Origin of the sequence: Faecalibacterium hominis (ex Afrizal et al. 2022), assembly GCF_049545105.1 — a bacterium.
GTDB classification, from domain to species: domain Bacteria; phylum Bacillota; class Clostridia; order Oscillospirales; family Ruminococcaceae; genus Faecalibacterium; species Faecalibacterium duncaniae.
The window spans coordinates 2,070,811-2,090,607 of record NZ_CP186860.1 but is presented as its reverse complement, the minus strand read 5'-3'; the positions used below and the strand labels follow the sequence as shown (position 1 = coordinate 2,090,607).

At 50.0% G+C, this 19,797-nt stretch carries 19 protein-coding genes; 17 read left to right on the top strand and 2 right to left on the bottom strand.

The window, feature by feature from the left end:
- The first annotated feature begins 51 nt into the window (after positions 1-51).
- The 9 genes from ACKXGA_RS10140 to ACKXGA_RS10100 all read left to right on the top strand — a co-directional run bounded on the left by ACKXGA_RS10140 (position 52) and on the right by ACKXGA_RS10100 (position 10,703).
- Positions 52-1,407 carry a flavin oxidoreductase/NADH oxidase gene (locus ACKXGA_RS10140; protein WP_128118040.1) on the top strand — a complete coding sequence of 452 codons (1,356 nt, stop codon included), beginning with the start codon at positions 52-54 and terminating at the stop codon, positions 1,405-1,407.
- 15 nt (positions 1,408-1,422) lie between these two features.
- Entirely contained in the window at positions 1,423-2,190 is a 768-nt protein-coding gene (locus ACKXGA_RS10135; RefSeq protein ID WP_128118039.1) for a 3-ketoacyl-ACP reductase, read from the top strand.
- A 13-nt stretch (positions 2,191-2,203) separates the two neighbouring features.
- Positions 2,204-4,153, top strand: a complete 1,950-nt coding sequence (locus ACKXGA_RS10130; protein ID WP_423729421.1) for an FAD-binding protein — start codon at positions 2,204-2,206, stop codon at positions 4,151-4,153.
- An 88-nt stretch (positions 4,154-4,241) separates the two neighbouring features.
- The gene (locus ACKXGA_RS10125) at positions 4,242-5,042 is read left to right on the top strand and encodes an SDR family NAD(P)-dependent oxidoreductase (RefSeq protein ID WP_128118037.1); all 801 of its coding nucleotides are present in this window, start codon (positions 4,242-4,244) and stop codon (positions 5,040-5,042) included.
- A gap of 756 nt (positions 5,043-5,798) precedes the next feature.
- Positions 5,799-6,233 (top strand): plasmid mobilization protein, encoded by a 435-nt coding sequence (locus ACKXGA_RS10120; RefSeq protein ID WP_423729420.1) that lies wholly within the window; start codon positions 5,799-5,801, stop codon positions 6,231-6,233.
- The gene (locus ACKXGA_RS10115; RefSeq protein WP_423729419.1) at positions 6,205-7,740 is read left to right on the top strand and encodes a relaxase/mobilization nuclease domain-containing protein; all 1,536 of its coding nucleotides are present in this window, start codon (positions 6,205-6,207) and stop codon (positions 7,738-7,740) included. The genes ACKXGA_RS10120 and ACKXGA_RS10115 overlap by 29 nt, the downstream gene beginning before the upstream one ends.
- A gap of 12 nt (positions 7,741-7,752) precedes the next feature.
- Entirely contained in the window at positions 7,753-8,637 is an 885-nt protein-coding gene (locus ACKXGA_RS10110) for a hypothetical protein (protein ID WP_423729418.1), read from the top strand.
- 138 nt (positions 8,638-8,775) lie between these two features.
- A complete protein-coding gene (locus tag ACKXGA_RS10105) occupies positions 8,776-9,096 on the top strand; it encodes a transposase (RefSeq protein WP_227613756.1) in 321 nt (106 codons plus the stop codon).
- Positions 9,097-9,152: 56 nt separating this feature from the next.
- Positions 9,153-10,703, top strand: a complete 1,551-nt coding sequence (locus ACKXGA_RS10100) for an RNA-directed DNA polymerase (RefSeq protein WP_117930065.1) — start codon at positions 9,153-9,155, stop codon at positions 10,701-10,703.
- Between the two features lie 66 nt (positions 10,704-10,769).
- Here ACKXGA_RS10100 and ACKXGA_RS10095 read toward each other — a convergent pair whose 3' ends face one another.
- On the bottom strand, positions 10,770-11,021 hold the full coding sequence (locus ACKXGA_RS10095; protein WP_423729417.1) for a DUF6061 family protein: 252 nt from the start codon (positions 11,019-11,021) through the stop codon (positions 10,770-10,772).
- 490 nt (positions 11,022-11,511) lie between these two features.
- On the opposite strand from ACKXGA_RS10095, the gene ACKXGA_RS10090 reads away from it, so the two are divergent.
- The 4 genes from ACKXGA_RS10090 (at position 11,512) to ACKXGA_RS10075 (ending at position 14,590) form a co-directional block, all read left to right on the top strand.
- The gene (locus ACKXGA_RS10090) at positions 11,512-11,760 is read left to right on the top strand and encodes a DUF6061 family protein (RefSeq protein WP_178513315.1); all 249 of its coding nucleotides are present in this window, start codon (positions 11,512-11,514) and stop codon (positions 11,758-11,760) included.
- A complete protein-coding gene (locus ACKXGA_RS10085) occupies positions 11,757-12,083 on the top strand; it encodes a hypothetical protein (protein ID WP_178513311.1) in 327 nt (108 codons plus the stop codon). Before ACKXGA_RS10090 ends, ACKXGA_RS10085 begins: the two co-directional genes overlap by 4 nt.
- A 394-nt stretch (positions 12,084-12,477) precedes the next feature.
- On the top strand, positions 12,478-13,674 hold the full coding sequence (locus ACKXGA_RS10080; RefSeq protein WP_097778984.1) for an MFS transporter: 1,197 nt from the start codon (positions 12,478-12,480) through the stop codon (positions 13,672-13,674).
- A gap of 31 nt (positions 13,675-13,705) precedes the next feature.
- The gene (locus tag ACKXGA_RS10075) at positions 13,706-14,590 is read left to right on the top strand and encodes a radical SAM protein (RefSeq protein ID WP_423729416.1); all 885 of its coding nucleotides are present in this window, start codon (positions 13,706-13,708) and stop codon (positions 14,588-14,590) included.
- A 455-nt stretch (positions 14,591-15,045) separates the two neighbouring features.
- Here ACKXGA_RS10075 and ACKXGA_RS10070 read toward each other — a convergent pair whose 3' ends face one another.
- Complete coding sequence (locus tag ACKXGA_RS10070; RefSeq protein WP_423729415.1) at positions 15,046-15,861, bottom strand: helix-turn-helix domain-containing protein; 816 nt, start codon at positions 15,859-15,861, stop codon at positions 15,046-15,048.
- Between the two features lie 447 nt (positions 15,862-16,308).
- On the opposite strand from ACKXGA_RS10070, the gene ACKXGA_RS10065 reads away from it, so the two are divergent.
- From ACKXGA_RS10065 to ACKXGA_RS10050, 4 genes are all read left to right on the top strand, one after another.
- Positions 16,309-16,911, top strand: a complete 603-nt coding sequence (locus tag ACKXGA_RS10065) for a CHC2 zinc finger domain-containing protein (protein ID WP_423729414.1) — start codon at positions 16,309-16,311, stop codon at positions 16,909-16,911.
- 73 nt (positions 16,912-16,984) lie between these two features.
- The gene (locus ACKXGA_RS10060) at positions 16,985-18,301 is read left to right on the top strand and encodes a DNA primase family protein (protein ID WP_055187078.1); all 1,317 of its coding nucleotides are present in this window, start codon (positions 16,985-16,987) and stop codon (positions 18,299-18,301) included.
- A gap of 191 nt (positions 18,302-18,492) precedes the next feature.
- Positions 18,493-19,467 (top strand): MobV family relaxase, encoded by a 975-nt coding sequence (gene mobV, locus ACKXGA_RS10055; RefSeq protein WP_423729413.1) that lies wholly within the window; start codon positions 18,493-18,495, stop codon positions 19,465-19,467.
- A 24-nt stretch (positions 19,468-19,491) separates the two neighbouring features.
- Positions 19,492-19,785, top strand: a complete 294-nt coding sequence (locus ACKXGA_RS10050; RefSeq protein WP_423730401.1) for a helix-turn-helix domain-containing protein — start codon at positions 19,492-19,494, stop codon at positions 19,783-19,785.
- Positions 19,786-19,797 lie beyond the last annotated feature (12 nt).

Sequence of the window (19,797 nt, the reverse complement as noted above, 5' to 3'; positions counted from 1 at the left end):
CAACGTACAGGAACTCTTTCCGCCTGCCCAGATTTATGAGGTAACATACAAATGTCACATGAAAGATTTCACTACAAATCGCTTGCTGAAGTGAAAGAAAAGGCTTCGGAACTGGGTGTTTCGCTTCCATTTGCCGAAGACACCACAATTCTGGCACAGCCGCTGAAGGTGCGTGATATCACATTCCCGAATCGTCTGGGCATCGCACCCATGGAAGGCGCCGATTCCACACCGGCAGGTGCGCCGTCTGATTATACGATTCGCCGTTATGTCAATGAAGCAATTGGCGGAAGTTCGGTGATCTGGTTTGAGGCTATCTCCATTGTGGAAGAAGGCCGCTCATCCAAAACGCAGCTGCTCCTGACCCGCGATACGCTGGATGAGTTCAAAAAAATGACCTCCGCTGTGAAGGAAGCAGGATTAAAAGCCAACGGTTATGCACCCTATCTAATCATGCAGGCAAATCACAGCGGTCGTTACTCTAACCCCGATAACAAGCCTGCCCCGATGATCGCTTACCGTCACCCGATTCTTGAGCAATATCGCGCAGCGGATGATTCCTGCATCGTAACGGATGATTATCTGAAGAGCTTGGAAGAAAAGTTTGGTGAAGCATCTGCCCTTGCAAAAGAAGCAGGATTCGATGCAATCGACATCAAGAGCTGCCATGGCTACCTGCTGGCAGAGCTTTCCTCTGCTTATAATCGCCCCGGCGAATATGGTGGATGCTTTGAAAATCGTTTTCGTCTGCTAAAAAATGGCATTCGCGCGGCAAAGGTTCACGAAGACGAGAGCTTCATGGTCACTGCCCGCGTTGGCATCTATGACGGTTATGCCTACCCGTGGGGCTTTGGTGTCAGTCCGGAAAGCGGTGAAACACCTGACCTGACGGAGCCTGTCCGCCTCGTGCGGGAGTTGCACGATGAACTGGGCCTGGACATGGTCAACTTGACGATGGGAAATCCCTATGCCACCACGCATGTTACCCGCCCTTTTGATTTCGGCAAATATGAGCCGGATGAACACCCCTTTGTGGGTCTTTCCCGGATGATCCATGGCATCGGTGAGGTAAAAAAAGCTGTTCCTGCAATGACCGTCTGGGCATCCGCTCCCAGTTATCTGCGCGCCTATGCAGACTTGTTCACTGCCGGTGCAGTTGAACAGGGATTGTGTGATGGTATGCTGTTTGGTCGCATGGCATTTGCCGATCCGGATTTTGCAAATGAAATCGTCAAAAAAGGCCGCATCGACCCCAACCGTGTTTGCCTGACCTGCGGAAAGTGTGGAGACTTAATCCGCGCCCACAAGCCTACCGGCTGTGTGATCCGCGACAATAAGACGTTTATGCCCTTTTACAAGGAATTTCTCGAAATCAAAAAGACACAGCCTGCAAATTTCCGTGGCTGAGAAAGGATGCTTCTTATGAAAAAGACCGCAGTCGTTACAGGTTCCAGCCGCGGCATTGGTTTTGCGATTGCAAAACAGCTGGGCATGGATGGATATAATATTGTGATGGTCGCTACCGGGTTGCAGGAAAAGAATCAGGCGGCTCTGGATGAGTTGCAAGCCCTCGGCATTGCCTGTGCCTATGTGCAGGCAAATATCGGGAATCAGGAAGATCGTCAGAAGATTCTGGATGGTGCTCTGGCTGCATTTGGCCGCGTGGATGTACTGGTCAACAATGCGGGCGTAGCTCCGAAGGTCCGGGCAGATCTGCTTGACATGAGCGAAGAAAGTTTTGACTATGTTGTGGGAATCAATACCAAGGGCAATATGTTCCTGACACAGTTGATTGCAAAACAAATGATTCAACAGGAACCTTTGGATGGCCGCAAGGGTGTGATCGTCAACGTATCCAGTTGCAGTTCGGTCGTATCTTCTACCAATCGTGGTGAATACTGCGTGTCCAAGGCTGGAATCTCGATGCTGACGACTCTGTATGCAGACCGTCTGGCAGCCGAAGGAATTCTGGTCAACGAGGTACGCCCCGGTGTGATCGCCACAGACATGACCAGCAAAGTACAGGGCAAGTACGACAATCTGATTGAAAAAGGAACCTTCCCCATTGCGCGCTGGGGAACACCGGAGGATGTAGCCGGTGCGGTCAGTCTGCTGTGCAGCGACCGTCTGCGGTATACTACGGGCAACTATATCGACGTAGACGGCGGTTTCCATATTCAACGCCTGTAAAAAGGAGAATCCTATGGAAAACGAAATTTTCCGCGTTGGTAACGATACTGCAAGGGTTTACCGTTGCAATACAGCTGTTGTCGGCAGCGGTGCGGCAGGATTCAATGCAGCTGACCGCCTTTGGAAACTGGGACAGCACGATATTCTGCTGATTACAGAAAACCGGATCGGTGGTACCAGCCGCAACACAGGAAGCGACAAGCAGACCTATTACAAGCTGACACTTTCCGGCGGCGACCCGGACAGTGTGCGTGAAATGGCACAGACGCTTTATGAGGGCCGCTGTGTAGATGGTGACATCGCATTGTGCGAAGCTGCGCTTTCTACACAGTGCTTCCTGAAACTTGTTGAACTTGGTGTGCCGTTTCCTCGGAATCGGTATGGCGAATATATCGGCTATAAAACGGACCATGATCCACGCCGCCGTGCTACCAGTGTTGGACCGTACACCAGCAAACAGATGACCGAATGTCTGGAACGTGCCGTACAAAATGATGGTGTACCTGTACTGGACAAAATGCAGGTCATTCGTGTGCTGAGTGAGAATGATACTGTTTGCGGACTGCTTTGCCTGAATGCTGCGGCGCAGGATGATGCTGAACGCTTTGTGCTGATCCGCTGTAAAAATGTGATCTACGCGACCGGTGGCCCAGCAGGAATGTATGCAGACAGTGTATATCCGTTCAGCCAATACGGTGCAACAGGATTGGCATTAGAGGCGGGGGCAAAAGGAAAAAATCTGACAGAATGGCAGTATGGCCTTGCTTCTGTTGCGCCGCGCTGGAATGTTTCAGGTACTTATATGCAGGTGTTGCCGCGCGTCTATTCCACAGAATCAGACGGCAGTGACGAAAAAGAATTTCTGATGGATTTCTTCAACGATGTCCACGATATGCTCAGCAAACTGTTTTTGAAAGGCTATCAGTGGCCGTTTGATGTTCGCAAAGTGGCAGATGGAAGTTCTATCATTGATATTCTGGTTTACCTTGAAAGCTGCAAGGGCCGCAGGGTTTTTCTGGATTACCGTACAAATCCTGTGAGTGGAGCATTCGATTATAAGTCCCTGCTGCCAGAAGCAAGGGTTTATCTTGAAAAAGCGGGAGCCTGTTTCGGTACACCAATCGAACGTCTGGCACACATGAACCAACCTGCAATCGACTTCTATCGGGATAAAGGCGTGGATCTGTACACTCAGCCGCTTGAAATCGCTCTCTGTGCGCAGCACAACAACGGCGGATTGGGAATCGACTGCTGGTGGCAGACCAATGTAAAAAGTCTGTTTGCCGTAGGCGAAGTGGCAGCCAGCCATGGCGTTTACCGTCCGGGCGGCACTGCATTGAATGCCGGACAGGTTGGCAGCACCCGTGCAGCGCAATATATTGCGGCGCGTTGTCAGGGAGAGGCTCCGGACTGCTTTGATACGGCAGCTGCGTCGGCACTGAAAGAAATGAGTGAACTGGCAAATTCCTGCACGGCAGAAACCGGCAATGTGCGGACATTATGGAAACAGGCTTCTGCCGCTATGAGCCGCTGCGGAGCGGCAATCCGTGATGAAGAACAGATTCGTGAATACTGCAAGGTCGTACAGACGCAACTGAAAAATTTTCACACGATCGTGAGGGTTTCCAATCGCGGAGAACTCGCAATGGCGTATCGGCTGCGCGATATGCTTCTGAGTCAACAAGCCTACCTGACAGCGATGGTGGATTACAGAGCACATGGTGGAAAAAGTCGGGGCAGTGCGCTTTACACCGACAGGAAAAATGGAACAAAGCCATTTGCACATCTTCCAGATACGTTTACGTTCGCGCTGGATAAAAACGAACAACCGCTGATTCAGGAATTGCGGTACGAAAATGGTATTTGCAAAACCGACTGGAGAGAGCCGCGCCCTATCCCGGAGGATGATGATTTCTTTGAAAATGTATGGCGAAGCTATCGTGAAACAGGAAATATCCAATAATATACTGGATATCGACTGAATCTATGGTGTTGAACTTCGGCATAAAAAATTCAAACGCTCTGAATTGATTTGACGAGAGGTTTATACGATGGGCTTTTTAACTGGAAAAACTGCAATCATTACAGGTGCAGGACGTGCTGTTCTGCAAGATGGAAGCTGCGGCTCCATCGGCTATGGAATCGCCACAGCTTATGCCAAAGAGGGTGCAAACCTTGTTATCACTGGTAGAAATCTGAAAAAGCTGGAAGATGCCAAGCAGGAGCTGGAAGGCAACTACGGAATCAAAGTCCTGCCCGTGCAGGCGGATGTCTGTGCAGGCGGGGACAATGAAGCTGTCGTTGCAAATGTTGTCCGACAGGCTGTGGATGCTTTTGGTGGGATTCAGGTGCTTATCAACAACGCACAGGCATCGGCTTCCGGAGTACCGTTGGCACAGCACACCACGCAACAGTTTGATCTGGCCCTTTACTCTGGCCTTTATGCAGCGTTCTATTATATGAAAGCATGCTATCCCTACCTGAAAGAATCGCATGGCAGCGTGATCAATTTTGCTTCCGGCGCAGGTCTGTTCGGCAATTTCGGACAGAGCGCCTACGCTGCTGCCAAAGAAGGCATCCGCGGCTTGTCCCGTGTCGCTGCCACCGAATGGGGCAAGGACGGTATCAATGTCAACATCGTCTGTCCGTTGGCATGGACCGCTAAGCTGGAACAATTTCAGCAAGCCTACCCGGATGCGTTCAAGGCGAATGTGAAGATGCCTCCAATGGGTCACTACGGAAATGCAGAAACTGAAATCGGACGGGTTTGCGTCCAGCTTGCCAGCCCGGACTTCAAGTTCATGTCCGGTGAAACCTTGACACTTGAAGGCGGCATGGGGCAGCGTCCGTAAAGACCTCCCCATACCAAACCCCGATCCAGTACAGTTTTCTTTCCTTGCTGTACTATGGTCGGGGTTTCTTTTATAAGTCCTACTTCTACCGCTTTACCGCAATAAAATTTACAAAACCATATTGACGCACCCACGCTTCCATGATACCCTTTATTCCAAATCCTGCTGACAAAAGTGGTGGTTCTCGCCGTGATAACCACCACTTTCAGCGGATGATTGCCCAGAAAGAACGTACCGCCCCGCAACACACCCGATCATTTTGCCGCCGTTTCACCCCGACAAAATCCTTCGCCTGTACTGCGTGGGCGGTATTTTTCTTTTCTGGAAACGCACCTTGAAAATTTCATGAGCCGTCCGAACGGGATACCGGCTTTTTAGCCAACGCCGCTGCACAAACAGGGGCAGGAACTTCGTTCGGAGCAAACGGTGACTCCCATACATGAGCAGAGACCTTTTACTTATTTTTTGCGTCTTAACAATTCGGAAACATTTGTTGAAAATGCGTTTTGAGCGCAGCGGTAGAGGGCAAGAACCGTCCCGTGGCCACAAATTTTCAATTCTTGAAAATGTTGTGTTCCACCGGGACTTCACTTCTGCAATGCGTCTGCATTTCCGAAGTGATCTTGTTGGGGCGTGCCTGCCCCAAACCCTGCTCATGGTTCGCACCTGATGGTGCGAACCTGATGGTGCGAACCGCAACGGCGTGTCGTGCTTACATAACTTCACCGAGGAGTTATCGAACAGACAGGAGGTACAATGACCAAAACGAATGTTCAACCGATTCCTAGCAATTCTCAGCACCACGACACGCCGAACAACAAAACGCACATCATCAAGTTCCGTGTGACAGCGGAGGAAAAAGCGTCACTGGAACTCACTTGCAAACTCCTGAATCTCTCCCTCTCCACTTTTATCCGCCGCGCCATCCACAACGTCAAGATCGAGAAAACGATCATCGTTGCAGGCGGCGGCGAAGAAACCCTGACCGCCGTTTCCACCCTGCTCGCCCAGTGCAGCAAGGTGGGCAGCAATCTCAACCAGCTTGCAAGGCACTTCAATTCCGGCGGTGCGGACACCGAGCAGATCCGGGCGAAACTCCTTGACGAACTTGCAGACCTGACCGCATTCCGGCTCAACGCCGAGAAAGCTCTGGGTGAACTGTATGGCAACGCTCAAGCATATAAGCTCTAAAAACTCGGACTATACCGCCATCGAAGCGTACCTCGTTTACCAGCACGACGCGTTCACCGGGAAGCAACTTCTGGATGAACAAGGCAGACCGAAGCTGCGGGAATCCTACCTGCTCGACACCCTTGAGTGCGGCGATTTCTCGTTTGCAACGGCCTGTCTGCTGGCGAACCGCAAGTATGGCAAGAACACCCAGCATGGTGATATTAAGAGTCATCAATATATCATCAGCTTTGACCCCAGAGATGCAGCCGACAACGGCTTGACCATGGAAAAGGCACAGGCACTTGGCCTGAAGTTTTGTTCTGAAAATTTTCCCGGTCATCCTGCCATCGTCTGCACTCACCCCGATGGGCACAACCATTCGGGAAACATCCATGTCCACATCGTGATCGGCAGCATCCGAATGCGCGAGGTGGAACGTAAGCCCTATATGCAGAAGCCCCGCGATTGGCGTGAGGGCATGAAGCACTCCAGCACCGCCCAGACCATGCGGCACCTCCGTGTCGAGGTCATGGAGCTGTGCGAGGGTGCCGGACTGTACCAGATTGACCTGCTCAACGGCTCGAAAGAGCGTGTGAGCGAAGCTGAGTATTGGGCGCGCAGGCGCGGCCAGTTGAAACTTGACCGTGAAAACGCAGCCCTCACCGCAGCTGGACAGCAGCCCCGGCAGAAGAAGTTTGAAACTGTAAAAGATACCCTGCGGAAACAGATTTCTTCGGTGTTGTACCGCACAACGAGTTTTGAAGATTTTTCTGACAAGCTCATGCAGCAGTACGGCATTGCCGTCAAGGAAAGCCGTGGACAGCTTAGCTTTCTGCCCGCTGGCAGAACGAAGTTCATCCGAGCGAAACATCTCGGGGACAAGTTCGACAAGGTGGCAGTGCTTGCCACGTTGCAGGCAAACGCCGAACGCAAACCCAAGGTTCAGTTCAAACAGGATACTATCGGGAAACTGATCGACATCCAGTCGAGGATGACCGAGGGCAAGGGCATCGGCTATAAGCGTTGGCTCACGAAACACAATCTCAAAGTTATGGCACAGACCGTGAATCTTCTGCAGGAAAAGAACTTGACCGACGAGGACGCCTTGAACCAGCGCATCGCCGAACTGGAAACCAAGTATCACGACTCGCTGGCAGTGGTGAAAGACCTCGAAGGTCGCATGAAGGTCAACAAAGAGCTGCGCTATCACATCGCAGCCCACACCAACACCAAGAACATCGCACAGCAGTTAAAAACTGCAAAACGACCAGCAGCCTTTGAAGAACAGCACCGTGCAGAGCTGACAGCGCACCGGGCGGCAGCAGCCTATTTTAAGGCAAACGACATCACCAAGCTGCCCAGCCCGAAAAAGCTGGAAGCCGAGTATGCGCAGCTTGCATCCGAAAAGGCAAAGTTCTATGAGCAGTACAAGGAAACCAAGGAAGAACTGCTCAAGCTGAAAACTGCAAAGCAGAATGTTGCGTCCTTTTTCCGGGAGGAAGAACAGGCGCAGCAGGAGAGATAAAGGAGTGTGCGTATGATCAACTTGAAAATCGACCCGGAGTTCCAGTCCCAGATTCCCCCTCTGACCGATGATGAATTTAAGCAGCTTGAAGAAAATATCCTCAAAGAGGGCAAGCTGCTCTCTCCTTTGATCGTTTGGAACAATACACTTGTTGACGGCCACAATCGTTATGAGATCGTTCAGGAGCATCCCGAAATCTCTTTCTCCACCATGCCGCTCCCGTTTGAAAGCAGAGAAGAAGTCCTCGCTTGGATTTGTAAGAACCAGTTGGGGCGGCGCAATCTGACCCCGGAGCAGAAGAAGTTCCTCATTGGAAAGCAGTACAGTGTGGAGCATCGGAAGCCCGGTGGAAACGGCAATAACCAGCACACGGCTGCTGCCAAGAAAACCGCCCCGGAGGAATTGTGTCAAATTGACACAATTCCTCCCGCCTCTGCGGAAGCGAGCATCCGCAAGCAGATTGCGGAGCGGAACAATGTCAGCGAATCCTACGTTGCCCGTTCTGAAAAATTCATGTGTGGCGTAGAGATCATGGAACAGATGGTGCCCGGTATGCAGGAGAAAATCCTGTCCGGGCAATTCAAAGTCCGTGATGCCGATATGCACCGCCTCGCCAGAGCTGATTTTCCGAACCGCAAGCAGATCGTGCACGAGATTCTGCACCCGGAAGACCGTCCCGCTCCGCAGTCGAGCTACTCACACTACTCTGGAATCAACTACTCCGCGCTGGAAGTCGCTGTTCGGCGGATTCAGCAGGACTTTGATTTTTTGATGAGATACTTGCCTAAGCTGCCAGACGATTCCTACGCCAAAACTGAAACGCTAAAAATCCTCAAGCAGCACAAAGCGTATATGGCACAGTTTGAAGAAATGCTGAACGATAAAGAAATCGCATAACGACAGGCACTTGTAAGCCATCAATGAGCCACCAGCCGCAAGTGCAGGGTGGAAAACTTCCGCGCCCTTGCGCCTGATATGAAATTGGAACTTTGATTTTCTCGCCCGACTTTGCCACGGTGGGACGATCAAAGGAGCGTGCGTTTGAACAAAAAGAAAAAGTCCACAAACACTTCCCCTTACCCCGATGAAGTCATTGACCGTCTGGCGCGGGCATTCTATCCGGCCATCCTTGCCTGCTGGAACAGCGAGGAAGGTCAGCGGGAGTTTGCCGCATGGCAGGCGGAACAGGCTCATCATACAACCAACGAAAAACAGGAAGTTCCCGTTGGGGGACTCCCTGCTGTACATATCGCTATTGTCTGTGGCTTTTGGCAGGGTGCGTCCTATTCAGGGGCGCACCCTGTTTTTTGCTTTGTCAGAAGTTTATCATTTTTCTTGACCTTTGAGATTGGATAGTATTTAATAAAATTAGTCTTATCGTTTCAAAACAAAGTAGGAGAGTGATTCAATCAATGCCTTTATCTACCGAAGAATACGCCAATCTTGATAAGAAAATTCGTGACACAGGTTTTTTCTCGGAATATCTGCCGCCGTGCTTTCAACTAAATTCAGATGTCTTTCATCACTTGCCGGGGGCTAAATGCGACTTGATTCCTCCATACAATTTCAATATGAGCCGCTTTAATCAAAATGATGCTCGGCGAACGATTAGTATTCCAGAGATTGGTGCATATGCAGTGACTCACGCTTATATGAAAGACCACCACATCATCAAAGATTTGGTAGAATTTACCGCAGGCAATGATTGTTCTTTTTCTCCTATTTTAGGGGAAGACAATTCGATTATGCGTCATGAACAGTCCTATGGTTTAGCTGGAGCGATGAGAGAAGAAAATGGTCAAATTCCATCAAACTATATTTCAAATCTTGCTACGAAAATAATTAGAGCAAGTGGCGCAAAAAAAGTTTTAAAACTTGATATTTCAAATTTTTTCTCAAGTTTTTATCTTCATATGATTCCTGTGATTATTTTGGGATTAGATGAGACAAATATTCAATATCATCATCACCAAAATAATGAAGAATCAAGCGAACTTTACAAAACATACAGTGACTTGGATTCAATTTATCGTAGACAAAATTTGAATCAAACCAACGGACTTCTTGTTGGACCACTTTCCTCGAAAATCATAGCAGAAGGCATGATGACAAGGATAGATCAAGACCTTCATGAACTGGGGCTAAATTATTCTCGATATGTCGATGATTATGAGGTGTATCTTCACTCCGATGATGAAGAGCAGGTCATTAGTAAATTTGCAAGTGTATTAAAAAAATATGGTTTCACACTGAACTATGAAAAAACCGAGATTCTCGATTTCCCATACTATGTAAGTGAAAATCTAGAAAAGGTCATATCTTCATATAGAGAAGTTTTGAGTGTTAGACCAGATACATCTAGTGTTCCGGATTTAATGAGTTTATTTAATAGCTTTTTTAATTTTGAAATCTCCGGAACGAAAGGTGCGATTCGTTATCTTCTTAAAAGCATAGAAGCTGCTCCTATTCACTTTCAGGTGGAACAGGATAAAAAATTGTATCGAGCGTACTTGTTTACAATTCTTACCAATAATGACCGATCTCTTACAAAAGCTTGTTCTTTAATTCTTAAAAGCGTTGAATCGGAACCGTTAGACGCTCACGAAAAAGAACAATTATCAACAATGCTTTTAGCCTGTCTCTCTAAAGAATATGATCTGGAGGTTATATGGATTCTCTATATTTTATTAGAGACCCAAACTCTCTCCACCGGAAATTCTCTGATCGATAAGATCGTTGCAAGTTCGAATGAGCTTGCACAAATAATGTTACTAAGAAAAGGTATTCTATCAGATTCTCAAAAGCATATACTTTCCGAAAACGCTCGCTCGTGGATTCTTATATATGAACTTTACACTGAGGGCATACTTTCCGAGGAAAATCTCATCAGAAAGCTAAATCTCAGTAAAAATCTTATTATGTACAGAAAAATGAAAACAAATCATGTGCATTTTTGCTACTGATTCTTGCATTTTTGTCTATTAAGAGAAGGACGTGCTGCGTTTTGTGCGGCACGTCTTTCTCTTATCTCAATCTTCTAACCCGTGACTTCCTGCTACATTCCTCAGATATTCTTCCGGCTCACCGTTCAAAATCAACTCAGCATACGCCAGCGGGTCATTGTAGATGAGATAGTCCAGTTCTGACTGCTGTGCCATGGTGACATCCAGCGCATCTTCGACCCCGGTACAGTCGATGGAAATTTTTCTGCCATCCCGGAGCAGCAGTTCCACGCAGCCGGTGTCCATGTTGAACTTGCAAACGCTTTCAGCGTACTTCATAATCGTGTCCTTTCTGCCTTACGGCACCTTTACAGTTGTGACTTTTGTGATACGTCTTTTTTGATAAGGTTTTGGACACACAGCGGTTGGAAAAGCACCTTCGTTCTGCTTTCCAAAGAAAACAAAAAATCCGAACCCTTCTCCTATCGAGAAAAGGTTCGGATTTTCATGGTTTGGTGCGATGGAAGGGACTCGAACCCCCGGCCTACTGATTCGTAGCGCACGCCGGGCGATTCCCTCAATTTTTGGAAGTTACGTTTTAACGTCAATTCTTTGCGAAGCATCGCAGGTTTTGAGCTTCGAGTTTCTGCACCCTTTGTCTGATTTTGCAACGATTTGCACCCTTTGCACGTTTTGAAACCGTGCAAAAACCGTGCAGAAACCGTGCACTTACTCCCGGACAAACTAAAAACCACTTCATCCGACAACGACTTGACGGCATTGGTTCGCGTGACTGCACCCCAAAAATCAAGTCTTGGAGGATACGACTATGACGAAATTGCTTTCCTGCCGCTACAACATGGACACCAACCGGGTGGAAGCCCGGTTCGAGGATGGCACCACTCTTGCCATCGACTGCATCGCCGTGGAGGACGAGTACGGCAATACCCCGGCACAGCGGGCAGAACTGGACTGGCTGCTCTATAATAAGCCACTAGAGTATGCCCAGATGGTGCTGAAAGGGGAGATGGAGCACTACCTGTCGCTGGGGTGTGACCACGGCAGGCTGGAGGATTGAGCCACAGAAAACGCGCGGTAAAACCGCTAATCGCGCGGCGCGCGTTTTTATTGCCGGCTTTTATTCAGGCAACATTGCACGCGTGCATTCCAGCGTGCGATTCCGCCTTTCCAAAATTCAATCGTATTACAGTTTATTTTTACAAGTTCTCACCTTCACGCCGCATCTTCCCACACATGAAGAATGCACGCCGTGCGATTTTTGATCGCGGTTTATTCGCGGTCAGCCGGATTTATTCGCGCTTTGTTCGCGCGATTGCGCGTTTTCAGCGCAAATTCAGCGTAAACCATACCAAGTCAGCGTATTTTCAGCGTAAATCCTGAAATGTCAGCGTAAAACGCTCCTTTAGTGTAAGACTCAGCGCAAATCCTACCGACAATGCCCGTCTATCTATCCAGAAAACCTCGTAGGCAAGCATCTTGCGTTTTCTTTCGATTCATTTTCTGATTCTCAAGAATTTTTATTATCCAGTTGATCTTTCTGTGATTTCGGGTGTATAATCAAGACACATCGATTTCTTACTCACTTTGTAACCGCTACACAGGAGGTTCAACATGAATTCTGAAATGCTTGGCCTTAGCTATCTTTAGGTCGTATGGAAGCAAGTCTACATCGATTTCAAAAAGTGCTGTACATATGAAGAAGAAGTTTTTTCTCACTTCATGAAAACACTGTTTATTCCTTATATTAAATCCAAATATAACGAGGTGAATCAAAATGAACGCAAAGCTGAAAACAGATGCACTTGACCTTACCTCTCTGCTCAATGGGCTGGTGTTTTTCTCCCCAGTCTCTCTACTGGTACGAACCACTGCAGGAATCTCTCTCAGCCAATTCTTCATTTTGCAAGCAATTATGGCTACTATGGTCCTCCTCACAGAGATTCCTCTCGGAAAGCTGACCGATCGCATTGGCTATAAATCCACGTTGGTACTATACCAGATCGCGCTGCTCATTTCGAGAACCTGCCTCTTGCTGGCTCATGTAAGCTGCAATTATAGTCTGTTTATTTTACAGGCTATCCTCGAAGGCACAGCGGCTTCCTTTTCTTCTGGGACGCAGAGCGGCTATATTTATATTATGTTTTCAAAGGAACATTACGCTGAAAAATCTGCACATGTCGCCAATTATGGAACTGTCGGATTTTTTGCCAGTACCCTAGCTTATGCGGTCCTGTACACGCTGATTGGCATCAAGGGTCTGCTTCTGGCAACGATTGCCGCAAACCTTGTTGCTGTCTTTACCTCTTTAAAAATCCCCAAGGAAACAGTGCAGCCCAGAAGTGAAACGCGCCAAAAGAAAAACATTCCCTATCCGCAGTTGTTTCAGCAGAAAAAGATATGGATGCTTCTAATGATTTTGGCAGCTTTGAACATTGGCCGCATTCTGATCAATTTCTTCTATGCGGAGAAGCTGCAGTTGTGCGGGATCAATGAAACCTGGCTCGCCGCAATTATTATGGGTTATTCTGCAATTCAGTTGCTGTCCGAACGGATTCTCGCCCGTACCAAGCCTGAACACTATAATCAAATGATGGCACTGTTTTTCATTCTGAGTGGAATAGCCCTTGGTGTGTTGGGCTTGGTCAATGTGCCGGTTTGGACTATCCTATTTATGCTGATCCTTCCGCTTTTTTTGGATATTCCATCCTATCTGCTGGGAGAAGTCCAAAACAGCATTGTAGATGCTGCCGGCAGGGAAGACAATCGCGCCGAGCTGCTTTCCGTCTTCAACATGGGCGTCAATGTTACTGAAATTTTTTATCTGTTTGGCTCATCACTACTGGTGAGCGCCGGGTCAACGGCTTGTTTTGTCATCCTCGGTGCTTTTATGACCGTAGTTGGAATTGGCATCTGTCTTTCTGTGAAGAGCGCATGGTTGCTTTCACTTCAAGAAAAAAAGAACGGCAACTAATTTTAGTCTACAATATCAAGAGGGCTTATATATGATGTCTGGATACATCTCCGATTGCCTAGGAGAAAATTTCAGTTGTATTCAACCCAAGCCAATATTACCTCAAAAATTCAATTGGGATGTCTTCATGGCCACACTGATTCCTACTGAAGGGTGTAATTTTCAGTGTTCATACTGCCACAAAAACCACCCGGTAGCCAGTATGACCCGTGACACACTGGATCAGATCGAAGAGTATATCACTGCGCAGGCCCCACGGCATAAGCAGGTTGTGCTTGCATGGCTTGGAGGCGAACCGATCCTTTGCAAAGACACTGTATTGGAAGTCTCTGAAATGATTCAGAACTTGCAGAAACAGCATGGCTTTCAGTATACTGCCAAGATGACCACCAATGGTTATCTGCTGGACGAAAAGCTGTTCCGTCAGTTTTGTCAGGCAGGAATTACCAGCTACCAAATTACACTTGATGGTTGGAACCATGACAAGACTCGGCCCCATGTATCTGGCAAAGGAACCCTGCGGACCATCATTGACAATCTGGTCGCTCTTTCCAAGTTGCCCCCGGAAGAGTACTCCTTCCATATCACGCTACGCCGTAATCTTCTGGCCGGCGATGAGGACTACAGTTGGTACGATTACCTTTACCGTTTGTTTGGACAGGATAAACGCTTCGATGTACTTGTTTGTGCAGTTGGTGACTGGGGCGGCAAAGGCTCCCACGATCTGTCACCCCTTCACCAGGATACTCAAGAGGTGTTGGTTGCGAAGCATATTGCATATCTGGATAAAATCGGGATGCTGCGTTATAATCAAATGTACTGTGTCTCCCGTCCAAATCGTCTTGTATTCTGGCCCGACGGGAAAATTGGAAAATGTACTGCGGCTCTTAACCGTCCTCAACCCCAGTTAGAATGAAGCCGTTCAAAAAAGACGGTATGATCGATCCAGAAGTTCAGCATCTTTAGATGTCTTCTGCCCTGAAACCTGATTGCTGTGGCAACCAGAATGTTTTGGTGATAAGCGCAAAGCTCAGTTCGATCATGTGTACGAGTTGACGCCCGCATCTGCTATTGCCTGAAGCCGGGAGGCAACGCGATAGCCGGAAGAATCCAAAGAAACCGCGCCGGGGTTTCGTGGCACACGACTTTGGTTACAAAGTCTAGTGTGTTACACCTTGGTTCCGGCTGATGCGGAAAAGGGGCTGCGAAAGGCTCCGGCAAGCACCTGTTCTGCGGCAGAAGGATGCGCGGATGGGCGTGGCAGTTGACGGTCTCTGCCCACCCAGCGCAGGCTTTCAGAGGAACCAATGGTGTACGTTCTCCCGTCCTGCCGCAGCAGCGTTTTTCCCCTATAAGCCGCAAGGTAAATAATCAACGTCTGTGCTTGCCCCGGTTTCCCGCTAGTGTCCCCGGTTTCAGCATTGCCGTTTTATAAAGGATCTTCTTTATCAGCTTTCTTTCATCCTCTGTCAGCTTATCGTAGTTGATGCCGATTGCCTTCAATGCCGTTCGGATCTTCTTTTCATCCGCAGACCCTTCAAGTTTCTGTGCATCCTCCAGTTCCTTCATCAAGTTATCGACCATCGCACCATCCGAAGTGGTCTTGTCCTTGCGGTGTTCCGTCTTGATGTTCTTCAGGATAGCTACCAACTCGTCATACAAGACCCGACCAAAGTACTCATCTTCATCGATCTGCCCCAGCTTCAAGGTGCTCATGTATAGATCGTTTTCATCTGCTGCATACTTCTTTTTCAGCATTTGCCGGGTCGCTTCCAGACCAGCATTGAGGTTTTGAATGTTTGCGCTGACATATCCATCCACATAGATTTCCAGATCGGTCATGAACCGCCGGAAATTCTCATGCACGATCAGTTCACACAGCAGCCGATGATTGAATTTTCCATTCCTTAATACGTCCACTGCGCCATCGCTCAGATGCAAGTCCGAAAGGACTGCATCTGGGCGTTTTTTGTTTTCCGTCACACCCAGCAGGTAGTCCGTGGTCACGCCATAGAACTCAGCCAGCGTTGTCACCGCATAAATGCTGAGGTCGGTCACATCGTCACTCTCGTATTTCGACAATGCCGATTTGGACAGACCCGTCTGCTCTGCCAGCGTTTCCAGCTTCAGACTCCGCTCCACACGCAGGTCTTTGAGCCGTTCTCCCAGTGTCAGCTTGATGTTCATGGTCGCACCTCCGATGTTTTTTGCACAGTATACCACTTCCGGCGGTTCCTGTCCATAAGCGTGGAATTTTGCAGTTTCTGCACCTGTTTTCCGACATTATGGATATACGGCACAGCAGCCATGGAGGTGCTATCCTATAGACAGAAGGAAAACATATCACTCCCCAGCAGCGAACATATTAAGGGCTTCCCGTAAAAGCCCTCCCGAATCATATAACCGAACCTTGACAACAGAATGACCGTCCGAACTGCCCAGACCGCCAAGACCTCCCATCGGGGGAGCGAGCGCCCTGCATAGGGCCGACACAGAGTCCAAAAAGATTTCCTGTCGGGAGGCAGCAAGGGAGACCGGCTTCACCGAAGTTCCCATTTTGGGGAACGCCGGTGACTTTGAACGTGGCAGGGATCAAAACGATCCGTGCCAAAACCTTTGACCAAAGGAGAAATTTTGAGTTTATATCAAAAGATCAAGTCCGCCATCACCGTTCGGCAGGTGGGAGAGATGTACGGCATGGAGCCCGACCGCCATGGCATGGTGTGCTGTCCGTTCCATTCTGACAGCGACCCCAGCATGAAGCTGAACGACACCTATTATTACTGTTTTGGCTGTGGGGCCAACGGAGATGCCATCGACCTCACCGCCAAACTGTTCGACCTGAACCCCCGGCAAGCCGCCGAGAAGCTGATACACGACTTCGGGCTTGACCCGGACAAGCCGCCCGCCAATGCCATCGCCCTGCTGCCGCCCAAGCGTGGCCTGACAGATGAGCAGTGGGCAGACATCGCCTACTGCCTGCGGGTACTGACCGATTATCTTGACCTGCTGCATGACTGGCGAGAGCGTTATAAGCCTGCCACCCCGGAGGAGCCGCATGACCCACGGTTTGAAGAAGCCCTCCACATGACCGAGACCATCGAACACCTGACGGACTGCGTTGCATTTGGGACGCCCCAGCAGAAGGCCGATGCCGCTGCACGGCTGCTGTCCGGGTCGTACCTGCTGATGCTGGAGGAGCGCACCGACCGCCTTGCTCTGGCAAAGTGCGCCTAATAATTTATTCACCCAAAGTGGTGGGTCTCACCGTGAGACCCGCCACTTCACTTTCCCAAAGGAGAATTGCCCTATGAAGAAAAACATTTCCCGCAATCCCTTATGGCCGGACTGGTACAACGGCAAGAAGATCGATGAAGTCCAGTTTGGACGCGCCTTTCTGGAACAGTGGCCGCTGAAATGCGTCAACGGAACACTGTACACGCTGGACGGACCGGTGGAGGACGAAAGCGAGATCAAGCAGCGCATCTTGGAGAACATCGAGGAATATGTCACCTCCGGCCTGTCCAAAAAGGTCACCAACATTCTGGAGACCATCAAGCTGCTGGCTTTTTCCGACCCGTTCCCCATCGAGCAGGACTGCATCCACCTCCAGAACGGCGTGTACCATCTGCCGGACGGCTCTTTTCAGGAGAGCCGCCTGTTCTGCCAGAACCGCCTGCCGGTGAGGTATGACCCCAAAGCCGCCAGCCCTGACCGCTGGCTGACCTTCCTGCACGAGCTGCTGGACGATGCCGACATCCCCACCTTACAGGAATATCTGGGCTACTGCCTAATCCCCAGCACCAAGGGGCAGAAGATGATGCTCATTGTCGGCAAGGGCGGCGAGGGCAAGTCCCGCATCGGGCTGGTGCTCAAGCGACTCATGGGAGATGCCGCCAGCAACGGCAGCGTCCAGAAAGTGGAGAACAACCGTTTTGCCCGCGCCGATCTGGAACGCCGCCTGCTGATGATCGACGATGATATGGACATGAACGCCCTGCCCAAGACCAACTATATCAAGACCATCGTCACCGCCGAAGCCAAGCTGGACTTGGAGCGCAAGGGCGTCCAGAGCTACCAGCGTGACATCTACGCCCGGTTCCTCTGTTTCGGCAACGGTGCGCTGACCTCACTGTACGACCATTCGGACGGTTTCTTTCGCCGCCAGCTCATCCTGACCACCAAGGACAAGCCTGCTGACCGCACGGATGACCCTTTCCTTGTGGAGAAGATGTGCGCCGAGTTGGAAGGCATCCTGCTCTGGTGTTTGGAAGGGCTGCACCGGCTGGTGCAGAACGATTTCCGCTTCACGGTCAGCGAACGAGCCGCCGCCAACGTGGACACCATCAAGCGCAGCAGCAACAATGTCATCGACTTCATGGAGTCCGAGGGCTACTTCCGTTTCAAGGCGGACTACTCCATCAGCTCCAAGGAGTTCTACGACATTTATAAGCAGTGGTGTGAGGACAACGCCTGCCACAGCGTATCGGCGATTCGTTTCAGCGCAGAGCTGCGCCAGAACGACCGTCGTTACAACCTTGAAGCCACCAACAACATCTATCTGCCCGGTGGCCGCAGGGTGCGGGGCTTTGTTGGCATCGAGCCGCTTGTCCACCCCTGTCCGTAAAAAGTGCATTTTTTCACGGAAGAAGTTCGTACAACCTGTACGGTCTGTACTTGTACGCACCTGTACGGCGAATTCACGAAGATTAAAACGTGGTATCGTTTGTATTTTAGATTTCTGTACGCCGTACAGACCGTACAGGTTATTTGAAGTCCGTACAGATTTTTTGTACACCCCAAGAAGGAGCGTGATCTATGAAAGCCCAATACGGCATTTTAAGGTTCAAAAAATACAAGGGGCCCGCCATCAGCCCCATTGAAGCCCACAATGAGCGCACCAAGGAGCAGTACGCCAGCAACCCGGATATCGACACGAACCGGAGCCGCTACAACCTCCATCTGGTGCAGCCGCAGGGCAGGTACCGGGAAGAAGCTGACCGCATGATAGCCGCCGCTCACTGCCGTGTCCGCAAGGACAGCGTGCGGGTGGTAGAGGCTCTTGTCACCGCCAGCCCGGAGTTTTTCAAGGATAAGACCAACCGGGAGATCAGGGCGTACTTTGCGTACGCCCTGAAATTTTTGGAGGGCAGACAGCGCCCGGATACCTTCCTCTCTGCTGTTGTCCACATGGACGAGAAAACGCCCCACCTACACCTCTGTTTTGTGCCCCTGACTGCTGACGGACGGCTGAGCGCCAAGGAGATCATTGGCAACCGCAAAAACCTTGTGAAGTGGCAGGACGAGTTCTGGCAGCACATGGTCAAGCAGTACCCGGAGCTGGAACGGGGTGAAAGTGCCAGCCAGACCGGGCGGGAGCACATCCCGCCCCGCATCTTCAAGGAGATGACCCAGCTGACCAAGCAGAAGGAGCAGCTGGATGCCCTGCTGGTGGGCATCAACCCCTTCAACGGTAAGAGCCGTGCGGCGGAGATCAGCAAGGTGCTGGACAGCTATATCCCGGCAGTGTCCAAAATGCGCACCGAACTGAACCGCTATCAGGTCGCCTTTACGGAGACCGCCGCCGAGAACAGACAACTGAAAAAGAAAAATAAGACGCTCTCTGCCTCGCTGGACAAAGCGAAAGAAGGGAGCGTCTTGAAGAGTCTGGAGGATGCCAAACTGCGGCAGGACTATGAAGCCGCCTTGAAAACGCTGGACAGCATCCCGCCGGAGGTCATTCGATTTTATGAGGACCGCACGCAGGAACCTGTGGTGCGTCACGATAAGTAAGGAGCAACGCCTATGTGTAATAAAATGTACGAGAATGTGAAATCTTTGGATTATACGAAAAAGTTCTTGCAGTCGGACTCTGATCCGGCTACAATGGAGATGGTCACTCGAACCAATGCCGTCAAGTCTCCGACCAACAGCCCTAAAGCCCCGACGCTGGTGTACACGGTAAAGGAGGTCGCACAGATGCTGGCCATCAGCCAGCGTGCCGCCTATAACCTGTGCAACAGCACCACCGAGTTCCGTGTCCTGCGGGCAGGCGGAAGCATCCGCATCCCGAAAGACAGCTTCGATGCGTGGCTTTACCGGGCAGCTTGATAAGGAGGCAAA